The 24,943-nt window shown below is 50.9% G+C and carries 22 protein-coding genes; 11 read left to right on the top strand and 11 right to left on the bottom strand.

What is annotated here, in order from left to right:
* Nucleotides 1-92 precede the first annotated feature (92 nt).
* The 4 genes from SE18_RS22985 (at nucleotide 93) to SE18_RS22970 (ending at nucleotide 3,945) form a co-directional block, all read left to right on the top strand.
* Complete coding sequence (locus SE18_RS22985) at nucleotides 93-1,007, top strand: DMT family transporter (protein ID WP_054536811.1); 915 nt, start codon at nucleotides 93-95, stop codon at nucleotides 1,005-1,007.
* A 64-nt stretch (nucleotides 1,008-1,071) separates the two neighbouring features.
* Nucleotides 1,072-2,175 carry a hypothetical protein gene (locus SE18_RS22980; RefSeq protein WP_054536810.1) on the top strand — a complete coding sequence of 368 codons (1,104 nt, stop codon included), beginning with the start codon at nucleotides 1,072-1,074 and terminating at the stop codon, nucleotides 2,173-2,175.
* A gap of 83 nt (nucleotides 2,176-2,258) precedes the next feature.
* Nucleotides 2,259-3,353 (top strand): alpha-hydroxy acid oxidase, encoded by a 1,095-nt coding sequence (locus tag SE18_RS22975; protein WP_054536809.1) that lies wholly within the window; start codon nucleotides 2,259-2,261, stop codon nucleotides 3,351-3,353.
* 238 nt (nucleotides 3,354-3,591) lie between these two features.
* Nucleotides 3,592-3,945, top strand: a complete 354-nt coding sequence (locus SE18_RS22970; protein ID WP_152976726.1) for a hypothetical protein — start codon at nucleotides 3,592-3,594, stop codon at nucleotides 3,943-3,945.
* A 59-nt stretch (nucleotides 3,946-4,004) separates the two neighbouring features.
* Here SE18_RS22970 and SE18_RS22965 read toward each other — a convergent pair whose 3' ends face one another.
* The 6 genes from SE18_RS22965 to SE18_RS22935 form a co-directional block, all read right to left on the bottom strand.
* Nucleotides 4,005-4,529, bottom strand: coding sequence for a hypothetical protein (locus SE18_RS22965; protein WP_054536807.1), 525 nt, complete (start codon nucleotides 4,527-4,529; stop codon nucleotides 4,005-4,007).
* A gap of 13 nt (nucleotides 4,530-4,542) precedes the next feature.
* Complete coding sequence (locus tag SE18_RS22960) at nucleotides 4,543-5,151, bottom strand: hypothetical protein (protein ID WP_054536806.1); 609 nt, start codon at nucleotides 5,149-5,151, stop codon at nucleotides 4,543-4,545.
* 45 nt (nucleotides 5,152-5,196) lie between these two features.
* A complete protein-coding gene (locus tag SE18_RS22955; protein ID WP_054536805.1) occupies nucleotides 5,197-6,375 on the bottom strand; it encodes a DNA double-strand break repair nuclease NurA in 1,179 nt (392 codons plus the stop codon).
* Between the two features lie 630 nt (nucleotides 6,376-7,005).
* Complete coding sequence (locus tag SE18_RS22945; protein WP_054536803.1) at nucleotides 7,006-8,325, bottom strand: gluconeogenesis factor YvcK family protein; 1,320 nt, start codon at nucleotides 8,323-8,325, stop codon at nucleotides 7,006-7,008.
* Between the two features lie 33 nt (nucleotides 8,326-8,358).
* On the bottom strand, nucleotides 8,359-9,030 hold the full coding sequence (locus SE18_RS22940) for a hypothetical protein (protein ID WP_054536802.1): 672 nt from the start codon (nucleotides 9,028-9,030) through the stop codon (nucleotides 8,359-8,361).
* A gap of 13 nt (nucleotides 9,031-9,043) precedes the next feature.
* Nucleotides 9,044-9,790, bottom strand: a complete 747-nt coding sequence (locus SE18_RS22935) for a sortase domain-containing protein (protein ID WP_054536801.1) — start codon at nucleotides 9,788-9,790, stop codon at nucleotides 9,044-9,046.
* Between the two features lie 137 nt (nucleotides 9,791-9,927).
* Between SE18_RS22935 and SE18_RS22930 the strand changes: the two genes are divergently transcribed.
* The 7 genes from SE18_RS22930 to SE18_RS22905 all read left to right on the top strand — a co-directional run bounded on the left by SE18_RS22930 (nucleotide 9,928) and on the right by SE18_RS22905 (nucleotide 15,221).
* Nucleotides 9,928-11,181, top strand: coding sequence for a DUF3095 domain-containing protein (locus SE18_RS22930; protein WP_054536800.1), 1,254 nt, complete (start codon nucleotides 9,928-9,930; stop codon nucleotides 11,179-11,181).
* A 34-nt stretch (nucleotides 11,182-11,215) separates the two neighbouring features.
* Complete coding sequence (locus tag SE18_RS22925) at nucleotides 11,216-11,587, top strand: response regulator transcription factor (RefSeq protein ID WP_054536799.1); 372 nt, start codon at nucleotides 11,216-11,218, stop codon at nucleotides 11,585-11,587.
* A gap of 146 nt (nucleotides 11,588-11,733) precedes the next feature.
* On the top strand, nucleotides 11,734-13,056 hold the full coding sequence (locus tag SE18_RS22920; protein ID WP_054536798.1) for an RtcB family protein: 1,323 nt from the start codon (nucleotides 11,734-11,736) through the stop codon (nucleotides 13,054-13,056).
* Between the two features lie 169 nt (nucleotides 13,057-13,225).
* Nucleotides 13,226-13,552, top strand: a complete 327-nt coding sequence (locus SE18_RS22915) for a hypothetical protein (RefSeq protein ID WP_054536797.1) — start codon at nucleotides 13,226-13,228, stop codon at nucleotides 13,550-13,552.
* A 327-nt stretch (nucleotides 13,553-13,879) separates the two neighbouring features.
* Entirely contained in the window at nucleotides 13,880-14,356 is a 477-nt protein-coding gene (locus SE18_RS22910; RefSeq protein WP_054536796.1) for a hypothetical protein, read from the top strand.
* A gap of 76 nt (nucleotides 14,357-14,432) precedes the next feature.
* Complete coding sequence (locus tag SE18_RS27610; protein WP_160319540.1) at nucleotides 14,433-14,594, top strand: hypothetical protein; 162 nt, start codon at nucleotides 14,433-14,435, stop codon at nucleotides 14,592-14,594.
* Between the two features lie 123 nt (nucleotides 14,595-14,717).
* Nucleotides 14,718-15,221, top strand: coding sequence for a DinB family protein (locus SE18_RS22905; protein WP_054536795.1), 504 nt, complete (start codon nucleotides 14,718-14,720; stop codon nucleotides 15,219-15,221).
* 271 nt (nucleotides 15,222-15,492) lie between these two features.
* On the opposite strand, the gene SE18_RS22900 is transcribed toward SE18_RS22905, so the two are convergent.
* From SE18_RS22900 to SE18_RS22880, 5 genes are all read right to left on the bottom strand, one after another.
* Nucleotides 15,493-16,908, bottom strand: coding sequence for a lipopolysaccharide biosynthesis protein (locus SE18_RS22900; RefSeq protein ID WP_054536794.1), 1,416 nt, complete (start codon nucleotides 16,906-16,908; stop codon nucleotides 15,493-15,495).
* Nucleotides 16,905-19,736 (bottom strand): DUF4012 domain-containing protein, encoded by a 2,832-nt coding sequence (locus SE18_RS22895; protein ID WP_054536793.1) that lies wholly within the window; start codon nucleotides 19,734-19,736, stop codon nucleotides 16,905-16,907. Before SE18_RS22895 ends, SE18_RS22900 begins: the two co-directional genes overlap by 4 nt.
* Nucleotides 19,720-21,447, bottom strand: a complete 1,728-nt coding sequence (locus SE18_RS22890; RefSeq protein ID WP_054536792.1) for a polysaccharide biosynthesis tyrosine autokinase — start codon at nucleotides 21,445-21,447, stop codon at nucleotides 19,720-19,722. Before SE18_RS22890 ends, SE18_RS22895 begins: the two co-directional genes overlap by 17 nt.
* Nucleotides 21,448-21,450: 3 nt before the next feature.
* The gene (locus SE18_RS22885; RefSeq protein WP_054536791.1) at nucleotides 21,451-22,500 is read right to left on the bottom strand and encodes a DUF11 domain-containing protein; all 1,050 of its coding nucleotides are present in this window, start codon (nucleotides 22,498-22,500) and stop codon (nucleotides 21,451-21,453) included.
* A gap of 258 nt (nucleotides 22,501-22,758) precedes the next feature.
* Nucleotides 22,759-24,939 (bottom strand): glutamate mutase L, encoded by a 2,181-nt coding sequence (locus tag SE18_RS22880; RefSeq protein ID WP_054536790.1) that lies wholly within the window; start codon nucleotides 24,937-24,939, stop codon nucleotides 22,759-22,761.
* Between the last annotated feature and the right edge of the window lie 4 nt (nucleotides 24,940-24,943).

Here is a 24,943-nt window from a genome sequence, read left to right as displayed (position 1 = left end):
AGCGATGCCCACCCATAAATAATCCATAAATCCAAGCAATCCCCGTGCTATACTTGGCCAATGCTGCTGCTCAATTAAATAGGATCACGGCTATGCGCGCATTGTTTTTGGGCTTGTTGGCCTCGCTGTTTTTTGCCTCGACCTTTGTGCTGAATCGCTTGATGGAGCTGGCTGGCGGCCATTGGCTGTGGAGCGCGAGCCTGCGTTATCTGTTTATGCTGGTTCCGCTGTTGGCGATTGTGGCTTGGCGCGGTAAGTTGGGCTTGGTACTGCACGAGCTGCGTCAACAACCGTGGCAATGGATGTGGTGGAGCAGCATTGGCTTTGGCTTGTTTTATGCGCCGCTCTGTTTTGCTGCCAAATATGCTCCTGCTTGGCTAGTTGCCAGCACATGGCAGATTACGATTATTGCTGGAGCGTTAGTTGCGCCCTTGCTCCAAGCCAAATCAGCCCCCAATCAAGCAGCCTGGCATTGGCGGAGTTTGGCAATTTCAGGCTTGATTTTGGCGGGCGTGGCGGTGATTCAATTGCAACATGCGGCTACGATTGGCTGGCGCGAAGTGCTTTTGGGCTTTATGCCAGTCGTGATTGCCGCCTTTGCCTATCCGCTTGGCAATCGGGCCATGATGCAGCTCTGTGGCCAGCGCTTGGCAACCTTCGAACGCGTTTTGGGTATGACGATTGCCAGTTTGCCATTTTGGCTGATTCTAGCGGGCGTGGCGGCAACGACGGTTGGTTGGCCAAGCGCAAGCCAACTTGGTCAATCGTTGCTGGTTGCGCTGTTGGCGGGCGTAATTGCCACCGTGCTCTTTTTCAAAGCTACCGATTTGGCCCAGCATCACCAAGGTCAATTAGCGGCAGTTGAAGCAACCCAAGCAGGTGAAGTGGTCTTCGCCTTGGTTGGCGAAATTGTAGTCTTGAACAGCCCCGCTCCAAGTGACCTAACCTTGGTTGGCATCGGTGTAATTATCATCGGCATGGTTTTGCACAGTTGGTTCAGCGACTAAAGCCATTTAACATCCATTTAGGCTTGCTATGCTGCTTCTATCACCATTTAGAAGGAGCAAGGCTATGCTACGACGCTTAGGATGGATTGGAATGTTGCTCTTGTTCGTTGGTTGCCAGCAACCACCACAGCAACTTGCATGCTTTCGTCCGCTGATAAATACACCCACTACCCGACTGGCAACAGGTGAACGTTTAGTGCTGCTTGATCGGATTCTGGCGATTGAACCAGCACCCACCAAACCAATCACGTTACAATTTGCCTTAGTGAATGATCCATTAACCCAATTCAGTTTCAATTTCAATCAAAAAAATAACCACGTTAAGTTTGTCGATCTAGAAAACTTTTTTCGCATCAAGCCTGCTACAACACTTGAATGCCAAGATACATTTGTGCCCCAAAGCTATTCTTTTGTATTAGAGATTATGTCCAACACCAAAACATATACTCAATCATTTGATGTTAGCTACAAAGCTGATATTAATGACTTTAATTTTTATGATCTGCGATTTACTCAATCAATAAATGTGACATTAATAACTTTTACTATTATTGCTATTGGATTGATATTTCTATCAATTATGTATAGTATAATTTGGATTACAATATTTAGAAATAAATTACATACTAAAAAGTTGGTAATAAATATCTTGTTAATCAAATTTATTTTAGCGATATTTATCTTTCATATTGACTTTTATAATTTTAATCAAAAAACGACCCTTTATTGCTATTCCATGATTACAGTTGCTAATGAAAAATATCAACCATTAGCAGAAGGCATAAAAATGTTTCCAAATGGAATTCAAAGCCAAGACATTGATCTTAATTTTTATCCGTTGTATACCGATCTTTCTGATGACGAGAATAATTATATTTATAGCGATAATAGATATTTTTATCGGTTTTATTTCAAGTATATGCCAGCACTAAATTCTTTTCCTAATTATCCTAACTGTAATCAAGAATTTAATAGTACTCATATTGATATGTACCTGTTTAAGCAAAATAATGAAGTTAGCACTATTCCAATTATAATCAAACCATTGTATAAAGATAATCTTGATAATAATATTGGTTTTATTCGCGCTTATGATTTTGCGGGAGCGATATTAACCTTATCAATCCTTGCAATTCCAATGCTATTGTTTATCCGCTCGCAGCGCTAACGCTTGGATTGGGTTGCTGAAATTGGCTTAAGCATCTGCTAAACTACGCCTACTGGATTATTGCAGGCTGCGAAAGGATCGCTATGAGCAAGCCGATTAATCTCCACGAGTATGAGCAACAGGCAATGACGCTGTTGGAAGGCCCAACCTGCGATTATTATGCAGGCGGTTGCGAGGATGAAGTGACGCTGCGAGCGAATCTGCAATCGTTTGAGCAGGTGCGCTTGCGTCCGCGCTTTTTGGTCGATGTGCGCGAAGTTTCGACCGCAACAATCCTCCTTGGCAAACCACTTGATTCACCAATTCTCGTCGCGCCATCGGCTTATCATGGCTTGGCCCATGCTGAGGGCGAATGTGAAACTGCGCGCGGTGTGGCCCAAGCTGGCTCGTTATTTACCGTCAGCACCTTGGCCACGCGTTCGCTGGAAGAAGTGGCTGCTGCTGCCGAATGCCCGCTGTGGTTTCAATTGTATGTCTATCGCGATCGCAGCGTTTCTGAGCGTTTGATTGCGCGGGCTGAAGCCGCAGGCTACCAAGCTTTGATGCTCACAATTGATCGGCCTTGGCTTGGGCGACGCGAGCGCGAGTTGCGCAGCGGTTTTGGCGTGCCATCCCATCTGAGTATGGCTAATTTTCGCGATGTGCCTGCCGCCCAAAACTATCGCCGCGCTGGCCCAAATGCCTTGCCCGACCCCAAAGCCGATATGTTTGATGCTGGCTTGACGTGGGAATCGATCGCATGGTTACGTTCAGTTACCAGCTTGCCAATTATTATCAAAGGCATTTTGACTGCTGAAGATGCAGTCTTGGCGGCGCAAGCAGGCGCGGCGGCGGTGGTGGTTTCAAATCATGGTGGCCGCCAAATTGATGGTACAGTGACCACGCTGGAGGCCTTGCCCGAAGTTGCTACCGCTTTAGCTGACAGTGCGTGCGAAATTTATATCGATGGTGGTATTCGGCGCGGCAGTGATGCGCTCAAAGCCTTGGCCCTCGGCGCGCAGGCAATTATGCTTGGGAGGCCTGTGTTGTGGGGCTTGGCGGTTGCTGGTAGCGCTGGAGTTGCCGATGTACTAACGATTATGCAACGCGAATTGCAACGCTCGATGGCGCTCTGTGGCCGCCCAAATTTGGCCAGTATCGATCGTAGCCTCGTGCGCCCAAGTGGTATGCTGTTCTAATAAGAGAACAAAGAACATAGAACAGAGTAGAAGGATCAGGAGTTAGGTGTCAGTAATCAGGGAATCGGTCAGAAATCAAAAGTCAAAAGTAAAAAAGGAGCACATTTAACGCAGCAGCGGAGAGAGAAAATAAAGGATGAAGGATGAAGCGCAACAGGTAAAGCGGGATCGGGAGCGTTAGCTCTTGGCTAGCGGGCCGCAGGAATAGCATCCATCGTTGTTTTTGCCAACAAAAGCGATGCACCTTCACGTTACCGTCTCTTCTGGCTTACTTCTGACCGCCAACTCGGCAATCTCATTGCCATTCCTGATGCAATCGATGCCGATAGTACCCTCCATCGGCTTACTCGATGCTGGCCCGGGCGTGGTTAGTGCGCTGACCCGCCCTGAGCAGCTATTTGATGGATGCCGAGGCGAGCAATCGACGATTGTGCTTGCTGATGCCTACAATATTGCGGGGTTGCAATGGTCACCCGATGACCAATGGCTCGTTTTTAGCGCCAATTTCGACCCTTCCTCCGACCAAGTGTGGCTGTTTAAGCCTGCCACAGGCGAGCGCCTAGCCCTAACCCCGACGACCAAGATGCCCTAATCGTGCTCGATGTGCCCGATCTGGTGCGGCGGTAATTGATTGAATAATGCTTGGTGCACTTACAGCAATAGGTACCATACCAATAAGGCTGCGCCAATAACCACGCCGCCAACGACCAAACCCAGCAAAAAGCCATTGCTTCGCTGTGGTTGATTCCATGGTAATGGCGAACCAGCCAGCGGATCAACGCTTGGAGTGGGATTGTTCCAGCTGCTTGAGGAAGGTGGTTTTTTTTGGCTGCTCACGTTGCTTTGCTCTTGCATGATGTCAGGAATGCCATTGCCATCACGATCAGCAAATAGCTCATTAAATTGATCGGCGTTTCCTTCCATAATGTCGGGAATGCCATTACCATCGCGATCAGCAAACATTGCGTTCAGCTGATCGCTGCTGCCATTGATCACATGATGCTGGCTGACATTGGTTGTATGGGACGTTTGGATGGTAGTATTTTTATCAAAGAGGTTAGGAAAACCATCACGATCTGCGAGGGCATCCATCGCTTGTTGATAGGCTTGGCGATCTGCGGCAGGCATTTCATCGATGCTGTTGTATTTACGCCCATTAACAACATACCTCGGCATACGTCCTCCTGATTTAGCTGGTCAACATACGCACCAATACGCGCAAACGATCGTAATCGTCGCGCAATAAGCGGGCTAATTCGCGGCCTGCATACAACTCATATTCACGCCGATTGGCTTGTAATTCGGCAGCATTACGAATCGCTGTGCCCAAAAGTTCATCAACAATCGGCAAATTGGCGTGTAAGACCATGCGAAAGAAATCGCAGTGCTGGGTAAAACGATGCACGGTATTATCATCGCACAAATGGACGCTGTAGTGGACGGTTGGCGGTTGCGGTGGCAGATAATGAATAATCCGGCCAGCCCGCTCATAGCCAATTACCAAGGCACTCCACTCGGTTTGCAATACGGCGGCGAGATCAGGATGTTCGCTATAAATTTGGTCGTCGTAGAACTCGCTACCATCGTAGCGTCGACCACCACGCACCATAGCTTTGCCGCCAAGATCACGGCTGCCAGTTCGAATATCGTAGACCAAGCCATAGACACACAAATCGTTATCATAGCAGCCAGCCTTGATCAACGAGCCAAACGGCGGCGCATTCAGCAACTCATATGCGCCAGTTGTCCATTGAGTTGAGCTTGCTTCAATCACTTCACCAATACGTTGTTCTTGCATATCCGTTGGGTATAGGCTATCGAGGATAGGCTATAGCTAAAAGAGTTAAACCCGCACTTGAGCTTTGGCATCTTGTTTTAATGATGAGCCATTGCTCAAGCGAGCATGCCACAGGGCTTGCTCAATCATTTGGCGAAACACCCGGCGATCGCTTTCGCGCACCACTGCTTGTTCATGCGCCCGCGCCAACGCCACCGGATAACCACCACCACGATGGGCTTGATCATACGCGACTGCGTGAATCAAATCAACCCATTCAGGCCGTTGCGCTACCCATTCGGGCATTTCGATTCTGGCTAATTCGGCCCCAACATTCAGGTAGAAGAAGTAAATCGCGTGCTCGCCATATTCTTCAACATTAATTTTGGAGAGGCTTTTGAATAACGCGCTGCGTTCGCCATCGCCCAACAAGCCATTGCCAAATAATTTTGTATCGTTGATCCCAGGATAGGGATCGATAATGCCTTCTGCTTTGCTGGCACTGTTCAAGGTTGGTTTGGCAATCAAACGCGCAATTCCAGTCACTTCAGGCGCTTTGGGGTGGCTAATGTAAGAGCAGGTTGGCACGTCGGCAGCTCGTAAAGCAGCCAAACCTTCATCAAGATAGCGTTGCAAAAAATGGCTGCGCACCCATGGATCAAGCCCGCTCAACGACCAGCGAATGAGCGTGCCATCTTGCATTGCGACTAACGGCGCGGTGCTGGTGGCCAAAATCTCTTGGGCTAAACTCGCCAGCGCGATCCCTTCGCGAGTGTCACGCTCGGCATGGACCAAGGCTCCAGCCATTTTATAACTGCGGCCATCTTTATCGCGCAGCAACAATTCTTGATCGTTGTAGTGCAAAGCTGGCACCGAATGCAATTTGGAATAGGGCTGTTGGCCATATTGAATCGTCACCAACCCAAGGTTAATCAAAAAGCACTCAACCGCCCAATGCCGATCAAGGTCGATTTGTGAGCCATCAACTGCCGCCAAGCAATAATTTGGCGCAAATTTAGGCAAGCGATAACGATTGGTAATCGGCTCGGCGGGAGCCGCCAAAAGCCATGGACTACGCAGATAATTTTCCTCTGCATGGCGTGCCCAATGTTCCCAACGCGGGCTTTGTTGCTCCAAATTTGCCCACGCTGTAGCAACCAATTGATCATGTTGATTGGCAGTTTGGCGCAAATCGCCGCCCATTTGCTTAATTTGTTGGCCAACTTGATTAAAATCGAGTGGCATGCGGTGCTCCTAACCTAGTTGGCTTAATCAACCATTCGCGTTGGCAATCTTCGCGGTTCCGTTTTTCCTGATCACCAATCCCCAACAACTAATCCTCATAGTGCACGAAGGCTATTTTTTAGCCACAGATTGGCACAGATTATTGAGATTATGTTCCAATAGCCATAAGCCATAATTTCTCTGCGCCTCTGCGTTAAAACTTCCTGATCTCTGATCCTTCGCCCCTTCGTGATCTTCGCGTGCTTCCTGATCCCTGAGCGCTGATCACTAGCCCCTCGTTCGCCTCCCTTCCGTCCCTCCGCCGGAGGGAGACGCAGGGGGTTTTCATCCCCCTGCACCCCCTAATATTTGCTTGTTGGATTGTTATTATTGTTTCAGTTACAACATTCGGCTTGCGCGGTTGCGTTTTTCCTGATCCCTGAGCGCTGATCACTGGCCCCTCGTTCGCCTCCCTTCCGTCCCTCCGCCGGAGGGAGACGCAGGGGGTTTTCATCCCCCTGCACCCCCTAATATTTGTCTGTTGGATTGTTATTATTGTTTCAGTTGCAATCTTTGTGATCTTCGCGGTTCCATTTTTCCTGATCACTGCCCTCTAGGCCAGACCCTAGCACAACCATGTGTCAATTTCTGTCACAAGCGGCCCATTTGGCGCTCTTTTTCCAAAACCCGCATCAACTCACGGGCCAAACGCACTGGGTCGTGGCGCAATGGATTGGCAGGGTTGATGACGTTGGCAGTACGCACCCGAATTGGCAAATCTGTGGTTTGATCAAGCGGCACAACCGTCGTGCGGCCTTGCCATTCTGGGGCAAAACGATGGTTCTGACGATCATCGCTATTGGCCAAAGCCACATCAAACACATCAGGCCCAACGTGCTCGACGAGCGCTTGCAAGTGGTCGCGCACCCCAAAATGGTCGGTTTCGCCTGGCTCGGTCGCTACGTTGCACACATACACCCGAACCGCTTGGGTCGCCTCGCGAATGGCTTGGTTGACTTCGCTAATCATCAAGCTCGAAAGCAAACTGGTGTATAAACTGCCAGGCCCAACAATAATCAAATCTGCTTCTTCGATTGCTTTGATCGCGGTGCGCACGGCTAAGGCAGTTTGCGGCTGAAGATAGACCCGTTTGATCCGCTGGCCGCTTTTGGCAATCCGTGATTCGCCGCTGATATGCTCGCCATTTTCCAACTCGGCCCACAGCACCACATCATCAAGCGTGGCTGGCACAATTTGGCCGCGCACCGCCAATACCCGATTGGCCTCGCGCACGCCTTCGCCAAACGAGCCAGTTACTTCGGCCAGCGCGGTGATAAATAAATTGCCAAAGGTATGGCCTTCGAGGCTGCCAGCTTGGAAACGATGCTCAAACAAGCGGGTCATCAATGGTTCGGCTTCAGCCAAAGCTGCCAAACAGCGTCGAATATCGCCTGGCGGTAAGATGCCAAATTCTTGGCGAATGCGACCTGAAGAACCACCATCGTCGGCAACCGCCACAATCGCCGTAATATTATCGGTATATTGTTTGAGGCCGCTGAGCAAGGTCGAAAGCCCATGACCGCCACCAATTGCCACCACTTTGGGGCCATGACGGGTGCGGCTGCGGCCAATCAAGGTTTCGGCCAAATCGATTGGGGCAGTATTGCGGGGCAAGGCTGCACTCAGCAAAACCCGATTCAGATGGCGAAACGCAATCCCAGTGGCCATAATTCCCACCAAACACAAGATGATCATGCGAATGGTGCGCGGCCAGAATTGCAAGGTCAAATAGTAAAAGATCGCTGGCAGTTCAACCGTCGTATAGAGTTCGCGCAGGCCAAATGCCAAGCCCAGCGCCGAAAACATCAGGCCCAGCAGCATGAGTACCAGCCAACGCTTGACCCCAATGCCAACCTTAAGCCAGCGGCTATCCAATAATTTGCGCGCAGATGCAGGTACAGATTGTTTCATAGTCCCCCAATTATAGACCTAAATGCCGTGCCGTTATAAGGGCATTATTTGGCGCCGTAAATAATAGCTAAACCACCAACTTAGGCCAAGTGGGTAGATAACGAGGATCGCTAGCAGGAAGAAGGTTAATCCAAGGCCATCAAAATCGTTGATTACCAGCCAATGCGTGATGCTGGCAATCACAAAACCAAGCCCCAATTGACTAAACAGCCAAACTCCTGCCCAACGGCGTGGCCCCATAACCAAGGCAATTGGCCCAGCTACACAGCCAATCGCCACCAACATAGCGCTCAGCATATGCCGATAGTAGGTTGTATGCGGGCTATTGGTAAGCCACAATAAACTGGGCGGCCAATTAAACAGAATATAGGCCGCCCAATAGCCAAACAGCGTTGCCAAAACCACTGATCGTACACGGCAAATTGCCACTTTGCGCAGCATCCAGCCAATCAGCCAGCCAAAGCTGGCAAAAATCAGGCTGGCTAGGCCAATGCTCGCAATACTCAAACGCTGCATGCCCAATTGCCAAATGACTGGCAGACGCACGTTATCGTTGAGATCGTTAATGCCAACAATTGCCATCATGCCAAAAAAAACGCCCACAAACAGCACCACAAACAGATACCACCACAAGCGACCATGACCATAGCGCTGGCCCAAGGTCTGAACTGCTGGCACATGCAAGTCGGGCAGATTTTCAGCCATCGGCAAATTCCTTTTAACGAATTGGCTCGGCAATTGTAATTAGGCGATGGCTCAGCTCTAAATTGCCTTCAACAATCACTTGGTCGCCAATGCACGAAACCAAGGTCAAACGCTCTGAACCAACTGGCAAAATATATTGCACTTGATCAGGCGTAGCCCACACTTGTTCCGTTACGCGGTAACGATATTCGCTGCCATCGGCACTATACAGGTTAATTGTCTCACCAATCGCTACATCTTTCACCCGCGCAAAAGGCGCTGGTACATTCGGCGCATCCTTCCAGCGCAAGACATGGCCCCAAAGCACCACATTTTCGCCTTGACCAGGCTGCGCGCTCAGATTGTACCAACCAACATCGTGTTTTGGCACAATTGGCACATTACGTTGATCCAAACCAACTGAAACCGGAGCCAGATCCAGCCCAATGGTTTCAATGACCATGCGCACTGGTTGGCCGGGGTTGCTGCTAGGGTTGGCAGTTGGTTGCGGCGCAGCGGTTGGCGGCGCGTTTTGCTCGTTCAAGGTTGGCGTATCCAACTCGACTGGTTTGCTGGTAATTTCGGGCGCAACTGTTTGGGTTGGCAAACGAGTGGGGCTAGCAGCAGCAGTGGCAACAGGCGTGTTTGTTGGCACAACACTTGCCACCATTGCCTCAATAGTTGGCTCAAGGCTCGGCAACGGAGTTGCACTCGGATTGCCGACCGTCCCACCACAACCAACTAAAATGCAACCTACGAATCCCAATAGCATTCGACGCATGCCAAAACTCCTTATCCAGCAATCCATCCACATGGCACGAATTGCGTAATCTATCTTGTAATGTCCGTTCGCTACGCTATGAGCTTTATAGCCATGTTCACGGTGTTTGGAAACCTTTTCACAAATCGAGGTCATCAATGGCGCACAACTTCTATGCAACCTTACCTATTATCACCGATTTTGTCCAAATTACCGATGCCAGTTGCTATCAAAAAGTCCCTGCCGATTGGTATATTGTGGTGAGTGATATTGAACAATCGACCAAAGCGATTGCTGAAGGTCGCTATAAAGATGTGAACTTCATTGGGGCTAGCACGATTGTGGCCTTGCTGAATTTGCAGTCCAATCTCGATTTGCCATTTATTTTTGGTGGCGATGGTGCAACCTTATTGTTGCCGCCATGGTTGGTCGAGCAAGCCAAGCCTGCGCTGCAAGCGGTTCAACATCTGAGCCAATCGATTTACAATCTGCATTTACGCGTCGGCATTATTCCAATCAGCGAAGTGTATGCCCATCGCTATCAGCTTGAAATTGCCAAATTTGCCGTCTCGGAGAATTATGCTCAAGCCATGATTAATGGCGATGGCTTGACCTTCGTCGAGCAAACGATTAAAGATCCAATTTTGGGGGCCAAATATTTACTCGCAGCCCAGCCCAGCGATCAGCCAGGCTTGCTCGATGGACTCGAATGTCGTTGGCAAGAGATTCCTAGCCGCTATGGCGAGACGGTTTCGTTGTTAGTGCGGGCCGAAGCCGCTACCAGTATCGAGCGCAACCAGATCAATCGCCATGTGATCGAGCAAATCGAGGCAATTTATGGCGCAGACGCTGAGCATCATCCGGTTGATGTGCAGCAAATTAGCTTATCGTTGTGGCCTAAAGATCTGTGGGCCGAAGCTCGGTTGCGCGGCGGCTCCAGCAAATTGCAACAACTACGCTATCTGAATAATATTTGGTGGCTCAACGTACTTGGCAAGTTCTTGTTGGCAACTGGAGCTAAAACCGAATTAACCGATTGGGCCGAATATCCCCAGATTTTGCAGGCCAGCACCGATTATCGCAAATACGATGCAATGTTGCGCATGGTGATTGCAGGCACGCCAGCCCAACGCCAACAACTTGAGCAATTTCTCGATCAAGAACGCCAAGCTGGCAACTTAAACTATGGCCTGCATGTTGCAGATAGTGCTTTGATGACCTGCATTGTCTTTGAGCGCATGGGGCGGCAAGTTCATTTTATCGATGGCAATAATGGCGGCTATGCCAAGGCCGCCGATCAACTCAAGCAACAGAGCCATGTCCACCAAGGAGCGATCACGCTGAACGCTGTGGCATCCTCGAAAACAGGACTATTGGGGGATACTTCATCACCATCATGGGGGACATGCTGAGTATAATGGCTTCATTGCACTTTTTGGAGGCCGTATGCACATTTTATTGGTTGATGATAGTCAAGATATTTTGCGTTTGGTTCAACAGGTTTTAGCGCTCGAAGGGCATCGGGTTTCGGTGGCCCGCGATGGCTTGGAGGCCTTGCAAAAAGTTGCCAGCCAACGCCCAGATGCGGTGATTCTCGACGTGAATATGCCCATGATCGAAGGCACCGAAGTTTGCCGCCGGATCAAAACCAGCTATAGCATTCCGGTGATGATGTTGACTGTGCGCTCGGAACAAGTCGATTTTCAACGTGGAGCCGATGCTGGCGCCGATGCCTACCTCTCCAAACCCTTTGACATCCCCGTTTTCATCGAATATCTCAATACAATGCTACGTTTGCGCTATGGGAAAACCGTCTAACGCGCCAGTTGTTGACGATGGGCTGAGTCAATACTACGGATTTAGTCTGAGCAGAGGTCAACATTGCGCCTGATCTGCAAGCCTGCCTGTATTAATTATAGTGATTGCAGCTAAACCAACATATACTAGAACTGAGTCTCACATTTATGAAACTAAATGTTTTGCTGAAGCCATGGCGTGGCGATAAACGCTTCACGGCCATTGCCAAGTATGCCGCCGCCCTCAAAAAAAGTGGCTCCAAGGATTTGCAGATTGTGGCCCAAGTTGAGGCCGAATTTGGCAAACCTGCTGAACTGGCTCGCCTCAACGAGCAGGCCCAACCCTACAAAGCCTATGGCCAAATTGGGGTCGATATTGAAGCCGCTGCCTTAGAGCAATTACAACTGGCCTTGCGTCTGCCAATTGCCGCCCAAGGAGCCTTGATGCCCGATGCGCATCCAGGTTTTGCCTTACCAATCGGCGGGGTTTTTGCCGCGCACAACGCCGTCTCGCCGATGATGGTTGGGGTCGATATTGGTTGTCGCATGCATCTGACCATTTTTGCTGAAGCACCAATGGAAATTCAACGCCATCGTGAGCAATTGTTTCGCGATTTAGCTGAAGTAACCGTGTTTGGCTCGGGCGCAACCCGCAAACGCGGGCCGGATCACCCAATTTTAGGCATAAAAAACTGGAATTTGACCGCCCAAACCCGCAGCTTGCGCGAAAAGGCGATTGCCCAACTTGGCACTAGCGGCAGCGGCAACCACTTTGCCAACATTGTGATTGGCGAACGAATGGGCGAAAACGATTTGCCTCGCGAATTTGTTGGCTTGCTGACCCATAGCGGCTCGCGCGGGGTTGGTTACGCCATCGCTAAGCACTATAGCAACATTGCAGTGCAAGAAACCGCCAGCAAAGCCAATGTGCCCAAAATGTATGAATGGCTCGATTTGGATAGCGAAGCAGGCCAAGAATATTGGGCAGCGATGGAATTAGCCGGAGCTTTTGCCCAAGCCAATCATGAAGTTATTCACCGCTTATTTGCCCAACGCAGCAAGCTCAAGCCAGTCGCCACAATTCAAAATCACCATAATTTTGCCTGGCGCGAAGGCGATCTGATTGTGCATCGCAAGGGTGCAACGCCTGCCGGAGTCGGCGTGCGCGGCGTAATTCCTGGCAGCATGGCTTCGGCTTCGTATGTGGTTGAAGGCTTGGGCAACCCCGAAGCCTTACATAGTGCCTCACACGGTGCAGGCCGCTTGTACAGCCGCTCCAAAGCCCGCGCGGTCATCAGCCCCAGCGAGGCCAAAAAAGTCATCAAGGCCCATGGTGTGCACGTCGAAGGCTGGAGCGTCGATGAATCGCCGTTGGCCTACAAAGACATCGAACGGGTGATGGAATTGCAAATCGAAGCCAATTTGATTAAGCCGTTGGCCCGTATGAAGCCAATTGCCGTGATTATGGCTGGCGAGGCTGGCCAAAACTAAGCAAATGGCGGTGGGTTGCTGAGAGCTACATACCTTGGAATTATGATTTTGCGCCAGAAAATTCCCAACAATTGGATATCGATTAATCCTTGACCACAGGCCTAAAAATCTCTATATTGGAACCTAACACTATCTTAAATTGGTGATAGTGATGCAATGAGGTAGCACTATGCATGCACGAGATTTTGTTCAACCAGGCGAACAATTATTGGTATTGTTTACCCGTGGTCACTTACTAACCTTCAATAACGACGGAACTGGAAGCAGCGGGAATTGGGAAATGGCAGGAAACCGTAAAATCGATCGCGTCTTAATCTATTATCGTGACGATTCAAGCAATAGTAATAAATTGTATCTTGCTACCTATAAACATGCTGAAAAAGTTGAAGATGGTCGCTATTGCGTTTATTTTGAACATTGCCAATATGCTGGCACCACTAAACAAAACTGGGTTGAGTTTAGTGGTGCACAACAAGCAGTTCGCTACTTTGAATAGCATTGTTAGTCCACTCCCAACCTCTGACGTGAACCGTCAGAGGTTTTCGTATTTTAGATGCGATCTTTTCCTCTCACATCACTCATTCACAATTTTAGCGGCGAACGCCTTAGCATCACTAATTGTGCTTTAGGGGGTGCAGGGGGATGAAAACACCCTGCGTTCCCCGCCTTGAGGCGGGGCGGAGGGGTGGTGAAAAGATCCAATGCATCGCCAATCTGCATTTTAGGTCGATTTGCCCAAGCCGTTTTCAATTACGACAATAAATAGTTTACAATACAGCATCATGCAAGGATCGGAATCATAGACCTAGAATAGGAACATGGAATGCAAGCAAAACATGTGCTAGACCGCTTTAACCTGTGGCTAGAACAATCTGACAAAGTGCTTGAATACCTTGCCATTGAAGATGCGCTCAACCTGATGCTTGGATTCTATCGCGAAATTCGGATTGACGATTGTGATCTGGCCAATGATGGTGATATGTTGCTGTTTCAATGGGGGGTTGAACAGAACGGATTAAATGCACATTTTAGTTATAATTTAACCCGCCATTTGGTAGTTGAAAAAACCTATGTCGATGATGATGGCGAGTGGATTGACGATTCGGTTAAGCAGCTTTCGCTGACCTTTCGCTATATTTCCAATTTGAAATTAGCCAGTTTGGGCCAAGGCAATCAATGGTGTTTGCATCCTGAGGAACTGGGCGAATTTGAGCAATTTTTGCATACCCATCCGGCGACCCTCGCAGTCAAACACCTGCATGCACGCTCGATTGACCTGAGCTTCAAACATTTAGAGTAATTTGACAAGCAGATCAGCCATCGCTATACTTGATTAGACAGTTTCTTCCGATTAAATTGTTTTTATTGAGGCAACGATGGCTGATCTGCTCTTTGGTTGTTTGCAATTGGTGCTTGGCGGTGGCTTATTGATCGGCAGTTTCAAGCTAACCCAACAGATCAAACCACGCTCGATCAAAAGCCTCAAGCAAGCAGTGCTGCGCCAACAACTCCTCGCGCAACGCTCCAAGCTTCAATAATTTCACGCTTTTCAGCTTCACAGCTCACCCTGCCAATTAAAGCATGCTCCAGCCTTGGCGTTGACACAAACCTCTATTTGCAGTACATTCGTGCTAATCGATTGTTAAACTCGGGGAGAGCCTATGAACGGAGTTTTGTTCGATTCATTTCAGCACAATAGTTGGGCAACCAAGGTGCTCCTGAAGGTCTGTAGCCAGCTTAGCGCAGAGCAACTTGCCACAACGGCAGTCGGCAGTTATGGCAATATCATCGCCACCTTCAATCATATTATTTTGTCTGATGCGCGCTATTTGCATCATCTTTCAGGCAATGCACCAGAATGGCTACTCAATCGCGATCTGAGCAATGATTTTGCTGTGCTTGAAGCGCGCGCTGACGAAGCAGCCAACAATTGGCAGCAATTCTTCACCCAGCCAGTCGATGGCGAGCAGCTAACGATCCTTGTTTCAGGGGATTATGAAATTCACGCCGGAGCCTTGATTGCTCAAGCGCTGCACCATAGCAACATTCACCGCGAGCAAATTTGTGCAATCCTGACATCTTTAGGCATCGAGCCACCAGATATTCAGCCATGGGCTTATGCCCATGAAACTGGGCGAGGCCGCGACCTGCCTAGCGAGCAATAAATAGTTGCTATCCACAAAGGGCACAAGGTATGTAACCGCGAAGCACACGAAGGTTTCGTTTTTTGCCACAGATTGGCACAGATTATCAGGATTATGATCGTGCCAACCCAGAGCCACCAGCCAAGCAACATAATTTCTCTGCTTCTCTGCGTTAAATATCTGTTCGTTTAACGCAGAGAAGCAGCGTTAAATTTCCGATCCCCAATCCCCTTTCTCTATGTTCTATGTTCTATGTTCTTCCATTACATCTTTGGGCGTTTCGAGAAAATCGTCATTTCCGCAGCAAGCGCAACAGCAATCTTGGCTGGCCCCAGCGCCAACAGCACGCCAACCACACGCCAATAAGCGCCAATTTGAGGCCAATCAATGGCCAACTAAACGCCAATGGCAACCAACTTGCCAGCGCCACGCAGGCGATGGTGAGGCTGAGCCAAGCAAGCACCGCCTTAACATCAAAATCGATTGGATAGCGCTTTTGGGCCGCGCGATAAACCAACCAAGCAGCGATCAATTGATCGCCTGCGGCGGCGATGGCAGCACCAACCAAGCCCAACCACGGCACAAGCATCATCGCCAAACCAACATTCAAAATCGCGGTTAATAAGCTGGTTTGGCCTAAAACCGCAGTTGCTTTGGTAATCGTTAGGCCTGTTGCTAGCACCGTCAATAAGCCAATAGCCATCAAATTAAGTGCATACCAGCCAACCGCTGGCGCTGCTGGCAAATAATCGCCAGTCGTCAAGATTCGCAGCAACTCGGGGGCAAATAAGGCCAGACCAGTCGTTGCTGCGCCCAACAGCATCGTGTAGCTGCTCAGATATTGGCGATAGCTAGCGTTGGCGGTCGGCGTGTTGGCAATCGCTAGGCTATACGGCAACCAAGCCTGATTGGCAGCACTAATCACAATCCACACGATAAAGCTAATTTTGGTGGCCGCTGCATAGTGGCCAATTTGCTCCAACGAGCCAAAATGCAGCAAAATTTGGCGATTGATCAAAGTCATAGCCACAAAATAGATCGAGCGTGGCAAAAAGCCCAAGCCTTTAACCAGTAATGTTTGCAGCAGTTGCCAAGCGGGCCTACCAAGTTGGTCACGCATCAGCAGCGTCAAGCCAAGCGCCAGCAAACAATCAACCACCAACATCGCGCCAAAATAGGCACTCAAGCGCTGGCTCGTTTGCAACATCCAGCCAATTGTCAGCAAGGCCGTTGCCGCCACCCGTAGCACAGTTAGCCCAAACAAACGCAGGGCTTTGCTCTCTTGTCGCAAGGTTGTAAACCACAGACTGATGATGCCATTCGCCAACTGGCCCCACAAACCCAAGCGCAAGGCTAAAATCGTTTGCGGATCGCTGCGTTCGAGCAGTTGTATAGCAAGCCATGGGGCTAGTGCATGGCCAATTAATCCCATGAGCAAGCCCAAAAGCAAGCGCGCCAGCCAGAGCGAGCCAACCAAGCGCCGCCGCTCAAGGGTTGCTTCATGAAAATAGAGCGCCAAGGCAAAATCGCTGCCCAACGTCACCAACTCAATCGCAAATAAGCCAACCAAACTAATCAGATCGACGCTGCCATACAGCTCAGGGCTGAGCAAACGGGTGATAAAAGGCAGCAGCAAAGCCCCAATCAGTTTGGTTGCCACCCCCGTCAAGGCATAGAGCGCAGTATCTTTGAGCAGGCGATGACTCACGGGCTTGCTTCCACCAGCCGCAAGCGCTCGGCCAAACCAGGATGGTCAGGGTTCAGCTTAGCCGCGTCTGCATAAGCCTTGCGCGCCTCTGCCACCAAATTCAATTCGCGCAACGTGTCGCCCAGCACCAAATAATAATCAGCTTGTGGATCAAGCTTAACCAATTGTTCAAGCGATGCTTGGGCTGCTGGCCAATCGCCCACAGCCCGTTGCTGCAATGCCAAATAATACCAAGCCAAGCTATTAGTTGGCGAGATTATGGTAACTTGCTGCCAATCGCTAATTGCCTGTTGAGGTAGATTTTGACGCTCGTAGCTCTCAGCACGGCGGCTCAACCACATCGCATCATTCGGAAACGCGCTCAGCGCTTCATTCGCCAATCGCTCAACTGCTGGCCAATCTGGCTGATCGTTGGCGTAACGCCGCAGCCAATAACGATCTTCCCAAACCGTGCGATCGCTTGGATCGAGCGTCAAGAGCAATTGATAATAGCGCTCAGCTTGCGCCAAATCACCAGCCATGCGTTGATCAAACGCCAAGCGTTGCAAAGCTAGCCGAGGATTTGCTAGCCCTTGCAGGGTTGCTTGGGCAATAGCGCCATCGCCACGTTTGAGTTGCAGCAAGGCCAAGGCCAAACGCGCAGCTTGGCTCGTTGGTTCGCGATCCAAAGCGGTTTGATAGACTTGCAAGGCAGCGGCATCATCATCGTTTAGCTCAGCCAGCCAACCAGCCAAAAAGGCCGCCCTCCCAGAATCGGGCAACAATGGTTGCAGTTGCTGCAAAAGTTGCTTGGCAGTGCTTGGATCGTGCGTCCAGCGCAGGCTAACCACCGCATCCAAGGCACGATCAAGCGTGTTACTGCGTTGCCAGCGGTCGAGGGCGGCGCTGGTTTCGCCTTGCTGCCAGAGTTGCCAAGCTTGCTCAGCGGCTTGCTGATCAGCGGTGATTGGCACGTCGCTTGGGGCTGGCTGAATTGCAGCATCAATAAAGCTCAGCTCGTGATCGTGTTGCAACGTACCACGCCATTCGACCGTTTGCCCAGCTTGACTAACACGAACATGAATTGGATGCGCCAACGTGCCAGCCTGTTTGAACCAAGTTAGTTGATAGGGTTGGCTTTGCAAATTAGGCAAATAACTCAGCCGAATCGTGCGCGTTTGGCCCGGGTAGAGCAACATATACCAACCAACGCTTGTCAGCTGGCCTTCCTGCGCAATATCTGGCGGCGTATCAGCGCCCTCCAAGTGCAAGGGCAGCGCATTGATCGGCAAATAAGCCCGGGCATAGTCGCCATAACAGCCAGGAATGCGCTGCTGAATTGCCAAACCGATGTTGTAGCAATAGCCATAAACCGCGTGCTTGCTCAAATCGGCGCGCCAAGCATCATAGCGATTGGTATAGGTAATTGTCAGCGTGTTGGTTAATGACCGCGCTTGGGCATCGAGTTGCACATCAAGCTGCATACGTTGTTCAATAAAATTTTGGCCATCGCTATAGGATAAATCAGCGTCGACCAAGCCCAGCACATCGTGCGCAACCTGGGGCATTGCGCCAGCCCAGCCATTGGCAAGCATCAGACTTTGGCTAGTTTGATCATTGAAATAAATGCTTAAATGGCGTTGCTGCAACGATGCTTGTAAGCTTGCGCCAAGCTCCAACCACTGACTGAAATTGGCATGGCGAGCAGTTTCGAGGGTGCTGCGAAACAAGGCTGCCAAAAATTGTTTATCACCAGTCACGTTCTGGCCGTCGTAAAGGCCAAAAATGTGCTCAAGGCTGGCTGCTTGCGATATTTGGCCGTAGCCAGCAATCTCCACGGGCGCAAGCACCTGAATCAGGCCTTGCAAGCCATACAGATCGAGCGCAATCACCGCATCGACGTCAGGCTGTTGGTTTAATTGCCAAAATGTTTGCAAACTTTGGGCCGAGGTTGGCCAATCGGGCCACCAATTGGCATCGCGCAAGGTCCAAAGCGAGGCTCGCAAATACTGGTTGTAGGGCTTGGGCATAGCCGAGCCAGCAGGCGCAACCACCGCAAAATCGGCACTGTTGAAGTACGCCATGTCGCTAATGCGGCCTTGCTCAAGCGTCAAGGTTGCAATGCTGCCAATAAAGCCGCCGCTTGGCCGTAATTCAAGCGGATTTTGGCCAGCAATCAATAAACGCAACGGTTTTTTTGTGCCCCAACCATCAGCAAGCAACGGCCACGCTTGTTCAAGCAAGCCAAGGCTGGTTTGGGCCGCCGTTAATTGCTGGTCAAATTGGTCAATGGAAGCTTGATAGTTGGCCAACAATGGCGCTGTTTGCAGGCTGGTTGGTACGCTGCGCCATGTTTGTTGCAATTGCTGCACATCGCTTTGGAGTTGCTGCCAATTTGGTTGATTGGCAACCAGCCAATTGAGCATTTGCTGCGTGCGTTGTTCAGCAGGCAGATCGAGCAGCGCAAGCAAGGGATTAAATTGGTGGCAATAACCCTCTGTTAAGCCCAAGCCTTGCTGCGCAACATCACTAGCAGCGGGCAGCGCACCGATCCAAGCATCACTTTGGCGCAGGATGGGGTGTAACGGCAAGCTCAAACGGCGCAGCCAAATACCGCTTGTATTGGTTGACGCAAGCTCGTTGCACAAGGCTTGGGCTTGGCTGCTACGCACTGGGCTGGTTTGCAATAAATCACGGATGTTTTGGCTGTGAGCATACAGTTGGTAGCTCAACCAAGCCAGCAACCCAAGCCACAGCCCAAGCAACCCCAAAGCATATAGGAAAAAACGCCGCAAGCGGCGTTTCTTAGGAGCTTGATTGATTGCGCTTGAATTACTTAGTTTGCTCATGGCTAGCCATCTCATAGGCCGATTCTGAGCGCTCAAGCGTTGAATCGTGCAAATCCAACGGTGCTGGCTCGCTCATATTTGGCACCGGCTGATGATCATCTTTACGCTGCCAGAAGCGGCGGCCACGATTGGCGTTATGATGCTGATCGTAGTAGTAGGTGTAGTAGACGCCATAGCCCTCGGAGCGCGCATCAAGCTTGTTGAAGACCAAGCCAATCAGCCGACCGCCGACCGTTTGAACTGCAGCGCGACATTTGGCCAGCATATCGCGGCGGGTGCGTTTGGCTTCGGCCACCAGCACAACCCCATCGACGCGTGGAATCAAAGCAATTGGGTCGGTTACGGTCAAAATTGGCGGCGTGTCGAATAAGATCCAATCGTATTCTTGTTGCAACAGCCAAATTAGCATTTCCATGCGCTTGCTGCCAAGCAATTCCGATGGATTCGGCGGCAACGGGCCACTGGGAATGAGCCACAAATTTTCGGCAACGGGCAGCACCGTGCGATCGCGAATGGTTGGATCTTCGTTGTTGGTCAGCAAGTTGGTCAAGCCATATTCGCTGCTTACCTCAAACACCCGATGCATCATTGGCTTGCGCAAATCGGCATCGATCAGCACAACCCGTTGGCCTGCTTGAGCCAGCACCCACGCCAAATTGGCCGCGACGGTACTTTTGCCTTCCTCAGGTTGGCTACTGGTCACAATCAAGGTGCGGGCTTTAGTATCAACGTTCGAAAACTGCAGATTGGTGCGCAAGGTGCGAAAGGTTTCGGCGGTTGGCGAACGCGGATCGAGGCGTGAAACCAAACGCTGAGCAGCTTTGGTCACTTTGGTTTCTTGTTTGACGATTGCTGCCAGCAACGGCGCATTGACCAAATCAACGCCTTCGTCGGGAGTTTGCACGCTATCATCGAAATATTCGAGCAGCAAGGCCAAGCCAAACACCAAGGCAAAGCCCAAAATTCCGGCCAATATTGCACTGCGAATTGGCCGTGGCGCAATTGGAGTCGGATTGACCAACGCTGATTCGACAACGCTAATTGAGTTGGCCCGATTGCCAAGCGCCGTGCTATACAACGTGCTGAGGGTTTGGCGATTTTGATTTTGGCTCTGTTGCTTGAGTTGCAAATTAGCAATTAACGATTCGGCAGCAGGCTTATCGGCCCCGATTTGTTCGATTTCAGCTTTGAGAGTTTTGATTTCCTCGTCGGTGCGGGTAATTTCCTCGTTGAGGGTCGCAATCTGGCGATTAACCTCATCGAGCAATTTGGCCTCGGCGCTTTGAGGCCCTGCCGGACTGGTCAAAATCAGCTGTTCGGCAATTGCATTGGCAATATCAGCAGCCTGTTGTGGATCGTCGGCCTCAACCGCAATATCCAAAAACTCAGTTTCCTGCACTGGCCGCGTCGTGATAATCGCCGAGCTTGCAATATCGCGTACATTTAAGCGTTGCTCAACCGCCTCGATCGTTGTACGGCTTTGGGCAATTTGGGCATAGGTCGAAACCAAGCGCTCGCTGGCAACCAAACTGCCATAATCGGGATTACTATTTTGCAGGGTTTGACCAACAATCACCCGCGTGCTGCTTGCATAGCGCGGCGTTTGACGGCTACTGATGGCATAGGCCGCGCCAGCAGCGACGACTGGCCCTAGCACTAAGAGCCAGAGCCAGCGCCGCAACCCAGTGAGATAACGACGAAAGATATTCATTGATTAAGCTTCGCTCCGGCGGCGACTGACCATGAGCAACAGCCCGCCTGTGATTGACAAGCCCAAACCAAGCCAGAAAATCCACGAAGCTTGGCTCGGCGCGCTGGTGTCAGGCAAGCCAACTGGGGCGCTGCGATCGACCGCAATTGCAACTGGATTGCTAGGTGTGCTTGATGAGCCACCAGTGCCATCGCTGGCAACTGCTTCGGCGATGTTGATCCCTTGTTGGCCGCTGGTCGTGCCAGGCCGAATCTTGGTGGTAATCACAATCGTGACGCTTTCGCCAGCAGCCAAATCGCCAACACTGACCTTGACAGCTTGGCCAGTGGTAGTTGCGCTACCCTTGCTGGTTTGGACGCTGACGACTTCTAAGAAATCGAGAATCCGGTCGTTGACCACCACAGCAGGAGCGGTTGTGCCGCCAGTATTGCGCACCACAATTTTAAAGCTAATCAAATCGCCAACTTTGCCACTCGCAGGGCTAGCCGACTTTTCGACCACCAATTTTGGCCCGCTTGGGGCTTGGGTTGGCAGTGGTGTAGGCGTGGCGGTCGTATCGCCGCCAACCGTAACGGTCACGACATTACTTGATGAGCTTGAACCGCTGGCAGTATTGACAATTGCCACATTTTGGCCGATGGTGCCAGCTGCTGTGCCAGCCCGAATTCTCGTCGTAATGGTTAACGTCACCGATTCGCCGCTGGCTAATGTGCCAACATCGGCACGCACATCTTGGCCGCTGAAACTGGCAGTGCCTTTACTACTGCTTGCGCCAACAACTTCCAAGAAATTAACCACGCTATCGGTAATGACCACGTTGGTTTGAGTTTGTGGCTGATCGTTGGTGACATTGATCGAGAAGGTCACCGTATCACCGGGCAAGCCATTGCTTGGGCTAACGGCTTTGGTAATCGGCAGATCGAAATCAGGAGTTGGGGTTGGGCCTGCGGTTTGACCATAGGCACGCCATGCGCCGTCAAAGCCAAAGAGCGCCAAACCCAACCCGAGGACACAGAAAATAGTTCCCAGTACCCGCGTGAGGCGTTTGTGCATGGCTCGCTCCTTCTAAGCTAGAGTGAAAAAGGGGAAAATGACAACAATGGGTAAACAGCAGTCTAGCGCTTTAGAATGGCATAAATACCAACAATCAAGCTTTTTGTGCAGCGCTGTGAACTAGCGATCAGCATAACACGCGCCAGCAAACGCTGTCAAACCCTTTTGGCGCAGAAGTTTTGATCTTGTGGGGGATTTTTAGCGGGATTAAACGCATGGCGACCAGCTTAACCAAAAGCTGATCGCCATGCAATTGGCTTATTTACGACGGAAGAAACCACGTTTGGGCTTGGTTTGTTCTTCCAACTCGCTGCGCAAAGCGCTAAAGTCGGCAGGCGCCACTGGTTGCGAAGCTTGGCGCTCGCCCAAATCCAACACTGGCTCGCTACTCACTGGCACATCCAGCCCGCTCAGCCAATCGGGCAATGGTTCTTCGATGCCAAACTCGCTCGGCGCTGGCATTGCCAGATCGTTGGCGTTTTCGCCTTCTTCGCGTAGCCAATCGGGAATCGCGTTTGGCTCCTCGCGCTCTGGCAGCATTTGGGCTGGCGCTGGCGCAGGTTCTGGAATGCGGCTGATTGTCGGAATTGGCTCAAATGCGGGCAGCGCTTGCTCATCAGATTGGGGCGCATACGGATTGAGTCCATCAACCACACCCAATTGATTGAGCCATTGCCATTGTTGATTACGGCTTTGCGCGTCGCTGTTGCGTTGGGCTAAAGGCCGAGGCCGGGCATCAATCACCAGGCCAAGCGTGCTGCCAGTAATCGCTGCCAAGGCGGTTTCGACCACTTCGCCTGGCAAATTTGCGCCAATTTGCACTTGTTTGGTTGGGCGCAAGCGCAGGGTTGCCCGTTTGCCATGAGCCAATGGCAAGCGGCGAATCTCGCCATGGTGAATTTGGATAATGATTGGTGCGCCGCTAACTGGCACAAGCTCAACTTCAGCCACCAAATCACCTAAGCGCAACGAGCTATTGATCAACAAATAGCTAGCCAAGGCTCCATTGCGCAAAATATCTTGTTCAAGCAAGCAAAAACTTGCATCAGGATACTTCCAGGCAGTCGCGCCAGCCAGCGCCAACAACCCATCGCGATCAAGGTAAATATCGCTAATTAACAAACTGCGATCGCGATATTGTTGCAAGCGCCCGAAATCAAGCCCATCGACAAGGCTCAACAAGGCTTGGGCTGGGTGAATTGTATGGGTCAACGGGCCGCCAGTGGCAATAATCAAATCGCTGGCTAATTGAGGCTGTTCATCAAACAGATCATTTGAGACCACCCGCAGCGCTTCGCGCACCAACGCTTGTTCAATCAAGAGACTTTCGCGGTCGATTGGCACAATTTGCGGGCGAATCAACCGATTGAGCATATGCTCGCGCAAAGCCGAATCGCTCATTTCAAAGGGCAACCAACGGGTAATATTGCCAGGCCCAGCTTGATCAACCAAGCCAGCAATCCCATAGGCTGTGCCACAATTGGTTTCAACTGTGAGATGCAATTGCGTGCCATCGGAAGCATAGCCAGCGCTGGTCATGGCGCCAATATCCACAATCAAGGTGTTGCGGCCATGATGTTTGGCGATAAAGCGCACCAACGGCCCGAAGCCATCGCTGGTAGAACGCACCAAATCGCTGCTCATGGCGCGCATGCGGTTGAAACTTGGCAGTTTTGGCAGCACCCGATCGTTGTAGGAGCGCATTAATTCCAAGCGCGCTGGCATTAATTGCTCAACCCCAATTGCTGGCAGCACATTCGAGGTTGCGGTAATTGGCGCAATTGTTGAAAGCGCGTCTTCGATGCCAGGGTAGGCGGCGGTATTGCCAGCAAAAATCACATGGGCAAACTCGCGCGAATTAATTTGTTCGAGCCGCAAGACCGTAAAGCCAAGCATGTGGGCCAAACGTTCAAGCGGCGCTGAGTTGCCGCCATCAATGCCACCAGCCATCAAAACCGTTGCTGCTGGCAAGCGCACCAAATTGGCTAGCTGATAGTCGATCCAGCTTTCGCCTTCGGCCAAATCGGGGTCGCCATATTCATCGAGCGTCACCATATCGAGCACCGTGGTGTAGCTCGAACGCGCCACCCGCCGCAAACTTGCGCCAGTTGTATCATTCGAGATCGCCGCCAGCACAATTGGCAAGGTTCCGGCAGCGCTAGTGCTCACCACCATGCCATCAACGCCCGAGCCATCTGGGCGATGCGGCGTCATCAAGCCATCAACGTGGGCAATCGCCCGAAAAGTAAGTTGCTCAATTTCGCGAATTGCCGTCAGAATTCCTTGCCAGGCATCGGCAATTGGTGGCTCTAAGGTTGAGAGTGCTTGGGCACGACCCAACAAGCGATACTCGCCAGCAACCAATTCGAGCAACGCCACATGGGTAAACAACGTGCCAATATCAACGACAAGCAGTGCAGCAGGATCAGCGGTCGTCATATCA

The sequence above is a fragment of the Herpetosiphon geysericola genome, from assembly GCF_001306135.1.
GTDB classification, from domain to species: domain Bacteria; phylum Chloroflexota; class Chloroflexia; order Chloroflexales; family Herpetosiphonaceae; genus Herpetosiphon; species Herpetosiphon geysericola.
Note: the sequence above shows the minus strand (reverse complement) of the source record. Positions and strands in the feature narration are given on the sequence as shown.

Bases quoted from the DNA above. Each gene is read 5' to 3' on its own strand.
- SE18_RS22985 (WP_054536811.1), top strand. From the start codon at position 93: ATGCGCGCATTGTTTTTGGGCTTGTTGGCCTCGCTGTTTTTTGCCTCG.
- SE18_RS22980 (WP_054536810.1), top strand. From the start codon at position 1,072: ATGCTACGACGCTTAGGATGGATTGGAATGTTGCTCTTGTTCGTTGGT.
- SE18_RS22975 (WP_054536809.1), top strand. From the start codon at position 2,259: ATGAGCAAGCCGATTAATCTCCACGAGTATGAGCAACAGGCAATGACG.
- SE18_RS22970 (WP_152976726.1), top strand. From the start codon at position 3,592: ATGCACCTTCACGTTACCGTCTCTTCTGGCTTACTTCTGACCGCCAAC.
- SE18_RS22965 (WP_054536807.1), bottom strand. From the start codon at position 4,529: ATGCCGAGGTATGTTGTTAATGGGCGTAAATACAACAGCATCGATGAA.
- SE18_RS22960 (WP_054536806.1), bottom strand. From the start codon at position 5,151: ATGCAAGAACAACGTATTGGTGAAGTGATTGAAGCAAGCTCAACTCAA.
- SE18_RS22955 (WP_054536805.1), bottom strand. From the start codon at position 6,375: ATGCCACTCGATTTTAATCAAGTTGGCCAACAAATTAAGCAAATGGGC.
- SE18_RS22945 (WP_054536803.1), bottom strand. From the start codon at position 8,325: ATGAAACAATCTGTACCTGCATCTGCGCGCAAATTATTGGATAGCCGC.
- SE18_RS22940 (WP_054536802.1), bottom strand. From the start codon at position 9,030: ATGGCTGAAAATCTGCCCGACTTGCATGTGCCAGCAGTTCAGACCTTG.
- SE18_RS22935 (WP_054536801.1), bottom strand. From the start codon at position 9,790: ATGCGTCGAATGCTATTGGGATTCGTAGGTTGCATTTTAGTTGGTTGT.
- SE18_RS22930 (WP_054536800.1), top strand. From the start codon at position 9,928: ATGGCGCACAACTTCTATGCAACCTTACCTATTATCACCGATTTTGTC.
- SE18_RS22925 (WP_054536799.1), top strand. From the start codon at position 11,216: ATGCACATTTTATTGGTTGATGATAGTCAAGATATTTTGCGTTTGGTT.
- SE18_RS22920 (WP_054536798.1), top strand. From the start codon at position 11,734: ATGAAACTAAATGTTTTGCTGAAGCCATGGCGTGGCGATAAACGCTTC.
- SE18_RS22915 (WP_054536797.1), top strand. From the start codon at position 13,226: ATGCATGCACGAGATTTTGTTCAACCAGGCGAACAATTATTGGTATTG.
- SE18_RS22910 (WP_054536796.1), top strand. From the start codon at position 13,880: ATGCAAGCAAAACATGTGCTAGACCGCTTTAACCTGTGGCTAGAACAA.
- SE18_RS27610 (WP_160319540.1), top strand. From the start codon at position 14,433: ATGGCTGATCTGCTCTTTGGTTGTTTGCAATTGGTGCTTGGCGGTGGC.
- SE18_RS22905 (WP_054536795.1), top strand. From the start codon at position 14,718: ATGAACGGAGTTTTGTTCGATTCATTTCAGCACAATAGTTGGGCAACC.
- SE18_RS22895 (WP_054536793.1), bottom strand. From the start codon at position 19,736: ATGAGCAAACTAAGTAATTCAAGCGCAATCAATCAAGCTCCTAAGAAA.
- SE18_RS22890 (WP_054536792.1), bottom strand. From the start codon at position 21,447: ATGAATATCTTTCGTCGTTATCTCACTGGGTTGCGGCGCTGGCTCTGG.
- SE18_RS22885 (WP_054536791.1), bottom strand. From the start codon at position 22,500: ATGCACAAACGCCTCACGCGGGTACTGGGAACTATTTTCTGTGTCCTC.
- SE18_RS22880 (WP_054536790.1), bottom strand. From the start codon at position 24,939: ATGACGACCGCTGATCCTGCTGCACTGCTTGTCGTTGATATTGGCACG.